Source organism: Streptomyces phyllanthi (assembly GCF_009377205.1).
Taxonomy (GTDB): Bacteria; Actinomycetota; Actinomycetes; order Streptomycetales; family Streptomycetaceae; genus Streptomyces; species Streptomyces phyllanthi.
This window is the reverse complement of record NZ_VJZE01000629.1, coordinates 1-4,172: the sequence shown is the minus strand read 5'-3', so window position 1 is coordinate 4,172 and position 4,172 is coordinate 1. Positions and strand designations below refer to the sequence as shown.

Here is a 4,172-nt window from a genome sequence, read left to right as displayed (position 1 = left end):
AGATGGTGGCTTCCTTCGAGGTCTGGGCGATGCCGTTGGCGCCGTTGAAGATGCGCTGCCCCCAGGAGCTGAGCCGGCTCGGGTCGAAGTCGGTCGCCAGGTCCAGGATCGGGTCGGTGTTGCCGCTCCAGGACCACGCCAGGTAGCCGAGCTTCAGCTGCTGGGCGGCGGCCATCATGGTGTCCTCGTCCGGATCGCCCCACTGGTCGGCGGGTCCGCCGAACTCACCGATGAGGAGGGGCAGTCCGGCGTCGACGAAGGCGTTCAGATAGTCGGTGATCTCCTGGGCGGTGTCGTAGACGCTGTACATGTGGATCGAGAAGATCAGGTTACCGGTGGTGTCGGCGTCGTAGACGGACCGGGCGTTGGCGCGCATGACGCCCTGCCAGTCCTGGCCCCAGTTGGGCGCGTCCACCATGATCGTGTGCTCGAAGCCGGCGTTGCGCAGCTTCTTGACGGCGGCGATGGTGGGGTCGGTCCAGCCGGCCGGGTTGGTGTTGCCCCAGGGCTCGTTGCCGATGTTGACGATGATGTAGTTCTCCTCGCCGGCCAGGACGTCCTTCAGCCCGATCCAGTAGTCGGCCGCGTGGTCGAGGGTCCCGGCCGCCGCCTCCTCGCCGTAGCCGGTGGTGTCGTGCACCTCCAGCACGCAGATCAGCCGGTTGGCCTTGCACTGGGCCACGACGTTCGCCACGTCGGCGGCGCTGTTCTCGGTCCAGCGGTGGCCGTCGGAGAGGACGACGCGGACGGTGTTGGCACCCAGCGCCTTGACGTCGGCCAGCGACTGCGTCTCGCCCGGGTACCAGGTGTGGGCGTGGTTGACGCCCCGCATGACGAAGTCGTTGCCGTTGCCCTCCAGCAGGCGGCCGTCACGGATGTGGAGACCGGTGGCGAGGACACGGGACTCCTCGGCCTGAGCGGCGGCCGGGCAGAGCACCCCGAGAAGGGCGACCCCGAGAAGGGCGGCCAGGCCGGCCAGCAGGCGTGTTGCGTGCCTCTTTCGTGTCGTGCTTCTTGTAGTTCTCACTGCGACTCCAGAGAGTGAGCGCCAAGAAACCTAGGCATCAGAACAAACAGGGGGCACAAGAATGGGAGCGCTCCCATGAACCCACTATGCCAAGTACACGTCAAGACACCGCGCACGCGATGCCGCGCGAACGACTCGCGGCATGGCGGACGCCCCGGCAGAGCCCGGCGTCAACGCACCCGGGCAGGTACGCGACGGCCGTCACACCGCCGACGCCCGTGGGCCCCGGTGGTGTGACGGCCGTCGGGCCGGTCACATGCTCTTCAGTTTCAAGTAGCGGCGCGCCTCCGGGAGCTCGCTCAGGGCGAGCAGGATCAGGACGGCGGCCACGGCTCCGACCGTGGTTCTGACCACGTTGCCGGGGATGTGGATGCCTTTCTCCATGGCGGGGTTCACCTCCTCTCGGCGGCGTCGGCGAGGATCTCGGCGATCAGGGACTCGACGAAGGGCACGCAGCGCTCGACGGCTTCACGGACCGGTTCGCTGAGCCCGACCACGACATCCGGTTCGTCGCCCGTCATACGGACCTCGGGCTCGCAGCCCACGACGAGGACGCGCGGCAGTTCCCCGTCGCCGAGACGGCGGGCGAGGGCGAGAACCTTGACGGGGTCCATCGCATGGGCCTCGGGCGCCCCCTCGGCGGGCAGCGCGGCGAGATCGGGTTCGATGACGCTGAGGGTGCCCGGCCGCTGCCCGTGAGGCGTGGCGTCCAGCAGGAGGACGGTGTCGTAGCCGTCCAGCATGCGGTAGGCGAGGTCGAGCCCGCGGATACCGAAGTCGGCGACGTGGACCCCGTCGGGCAGCGGCCGGCGCGCGAGGGCGGCGGCGGCCTCGGGGCCGAAGCCGTCGTCGGCCATGAAGATGTTGCCGACGCCGGCCACGAGCAGGCGGTGGGACGGCGGCTCGCCGGCGGGCCCCGCGAGCGGTTCGAGCTCGTCCGGGGCGAAGAAGAACCGGTGACCGATCTGGCTCGCGGCACCGAGGTCACGGCCCGGATCCCCTTCGAGGACGACGGCGACGTGCACCTGCCCCTCGAAGTCCTCCTCCACCGCGGCGACTTCGGCGATCCGCCCCGCGAGAGCGAGGTCCATGATGTCCGCCCGCCGGGACGGCCGCAGCCTCACCCGTGTGCCGGGACGGTAGGAGACGCCGTTCACTCCCCCTCCCCCGCGGCCGGACGGAACTCACGGACGGCACCGTGCAGGGACATCAGGTCGTCGATGCCGAGCCCGGCGCAGCGGTCGAGGATCTCGCGCGCGCGTGGATCGCTCGCGCGCGCCTCTGCCTGTTCCTCCTCGGTCAGGCTCAGCACGCTCAGCACGAGCAGCTGGTCAATCTCGGTTCCGTCGAACAGGTCGCCCGGGCTCTCGGGCGCGACACGCGGGAAGTCGTACAGCGTGACCGGCGAGGAGAGCACGGTGTGCGCCCGGCCGTCTCCCCGGTCGGTGCCGACCAGCACCGGCCAGGTGCCCTCGTTGCGGCAGGCGGCCGCGTGGTCGCGCAGCGCGGTTGGCGGGTCGAGGAGGGAGACGAAGCGGCCGCGGTCGCTGTGCAGGACGGTGTGGGTGGAGACGAAGGCGTACGCGGCGGCGGCCTCCCTGGCGTGCCGGGCACCGGGGTCCGGCGCCGGACAGGGCGTGCTGTTGGCGATCCGCGCGGTCAGCCGGTGGACGCCGTCCGCGACAGGCTCGGCCGTCACCTCCACCGTGCCGGTGAGTCGTCTCCAGCTGCGCACGAGGGCGGCGGTCTCCCCGGGCAGGGGTTCGGTGTCCGTGCCCTCGGGGATGTCGACCGCCGCGATGCCGGGGACGCCGGTCAGCACCACCTCGCGTTCGGTCACCTCCTGCCAGCTGACGTGGCGCTCCCCGGCCACGGCCAGCTCGTCGACGGGACGGCCGTCCTGTGTCACCGTGCGGTCCACCACCTGGAGGAACCGCACCCGCACCGTGAGGTCGTCGAGGGGCCCCTCGTGGACCACCCGGGTGGTCATGGTGGCGGGTTCGCCGAGCGCGTCGGCGCAGTCGGCGGGGAAGATGCCGCCGAAGGTCCAGCGTTTGGTGTTCTTCAGCGCGGAGCGCCGGTAGGGCCACAGCAGATAGCCCTCGTAGAGGCAGGTCCGCGTGATCTTCTCCACGTCCGAGAGGTCGGAGAGATCCGGAAGATCCGAGTGATCGGTGAGCGTCATGAGGTCAAGGTCCCCGAGTGGTGGAGAGAGGCGCTGTCGAGCAGGGCGCGTACGGCGTCGTCGGGGCTGCCGAGGACGTGCCGGACGCGGTAGGCGTCGAGCCGGTCGTAGGTCTCACGGGACAGCCGCAGCCAGGGGCTGCCCGCGTGGTAGCGGTCGGTCAGGGAGTGCCAGAGCCCGGCGGGCAGGGCGTACCGGGTGTCGCCGTCCGCCCAGGAGATCCGGGAGGCGGCGAGCCCGCGCCCGCCCGGAACCCGGTGGAAGACGGTGCCGCTGAACAGGAAGTCCAGCGGGACGTCGCCGTCACCGACGGCGCGCAGGTACTTGGTGACGGCCAGCTCGGTGTCGTACGAGCATTCGACGGGGATCTCCACCATCGTGCGGTCGTCGAACGCCGGGACGTGGATGGTCGTCCTCGCCCAGGTGAGCGGCCTCATGCTGCTCGCCCACTGCTCCGGCGCCCCGAACAGCTCGGCCAGCGCGACCCGGGCCTCCCGAGCGTAGCGGCGGCGGGCGACGTCGATACGGACGGCGGTGGTCAGCGCGATCGAGCCGACCGGGCTGCCGCCGGTCCTGGCGATCTCCAGTCGGAAGCGGAGGGTGGGCAGCGCGGCGAAGCGCTCCTCCTCGGCTCCGGTGACGGCGAACGCCAGGACCGGCGCCACCGGAGCGGACGGCGCGGGCGGCGCCGTCATGCGGGAGACAGGTTCGGCATGTCCGGGTCGACCGGGTTCCGGTGCCGGGGGTTGATGCCGGTGGAGCGGCGGGCCGTGGACCGGTCGTCGCGGCGGTGTCCCGGCTGGCGCTTGTACAGGCCCCGGTGGTTGCCGCGCCGCACACCCGCGACGTGCGCGGGCTTGTCGGGCGCGACGTCGGGTTTGCCTACGGTGATGCCCATGACGCCTCCTCGGTGGTGAAGGGGGTGGACTCGGGGACGGATGCGAGGGTGGGATCGGGGAC

General features: G+C 71.3%; 6 protein-coding genes. All 6 read right to left on the bottom strand.

Annotated features, from left to right (window positions below):
* The coding region (locus tag FNH04_RS42415) for a glycoside hydrolase family 5 protein (protein ID WP_322725458.1) at window positions 1-1,027 on the bottom strand (1,027 nt) is incomplete at its 3' end.
* 252 nt (window positions 1,028-1,279) lie between these two features.
* Window positions 1,280-1,411, bottom strand: a complete 132-nt coding sequence (locus FNH04_RS48795; protein ID WP_265581796.1) for a DUF6893 family small protein — start codon at window positions 1,409-1,411, stop codon at window positions 1,280-1,282.
* A gap of 8 nt (window positions 1,412-1,419) precedes the next feature.
* Window positions 1,420-2,184 (bottom strand): hydrogenase maturation protease, encoded by a 765-nt coding sequence (locus FNH04_RS49185; RefSeq protein ID WP_322725456.1) that lies wholly within the window; start codon window positions 2,182-2,184, stop codon window positions 1,420-1,422.
* A complete protein-coding gene (locus tag FNH04_RS42405; protein WP_152791569.1) occupies window positions 2,181-3,212 on the bottom strand; it encodes a hypothetical protein in 1,032 nt (343 codons plus the stop codon). The genes FNH04_RS49185 and FNH04_RS42405 overlap by 4 nt, the downstream gene beginning before the upstream one ends.
* The gene (locus FNH04_RS42400) at window positions 3,209-3,907 is read right to left on the bottom strand and encodes a DUF6084 family protein (RefSeq protein ID WP_152791568.1); all 699 of its coding nucleotides are present in this window, start codon (window positions 3,905-3,907) and stop codon (window positions 3,209-3,211) included. The genes FNH04_RS42405 and FNH04_RS42400 overlap by 4 nt, the downstream gene beginning before the upstream one ends.
* Window positions 3,904-4,110, bottom strand: a complete 207-nt coding sequence (locus tag FNH04_RS42395; protein WP_152791567.1) for a hypothetical protein — start codon at window positions 4,108-4,110, stop codon at window positions 3,904-3,906. Before FNH04_RS42395 ends, FNH04_RS42400 begins: the two co-directional genes overlap by 4 nt.
* Window positions 4,111-4,172: the final 62 nt, after the last annotated feature.

Excerpts from the sequence above, each read along its gene's own strand:
- FNH04_RS48795 (WP_265581796.1), bottom strand. The coding sequence starts at position 1,411 with ATGGAGAAAGGCATCCACATCCCCGGCAACGTGGTCAGAACCACGGTC.
- FNH04_RS42405 (WP_152791569.1), bottom strand. The coding sequence starts at position 3,212 with ATGACGCTCACCGATCACTCGGATCTTCCGGATCTCTCCGACCTCTCG.
- FNH04_RS42400 (WP_152791568.1), bottom strand. The coding sequence starts at position 3,907 with ATGACGGCGCCGCCCGCGCCGTCCGCTCCGGTGGCGCCGGTCCTGGCG.
- FNH04_RS42395 (WP_152791567.1), bottom strand. The coding sequence starts at position 4,110 with ATGGGCATCACCGTAGGCAAACCCGACGTCGCGCCCGACAAGCCCGCG.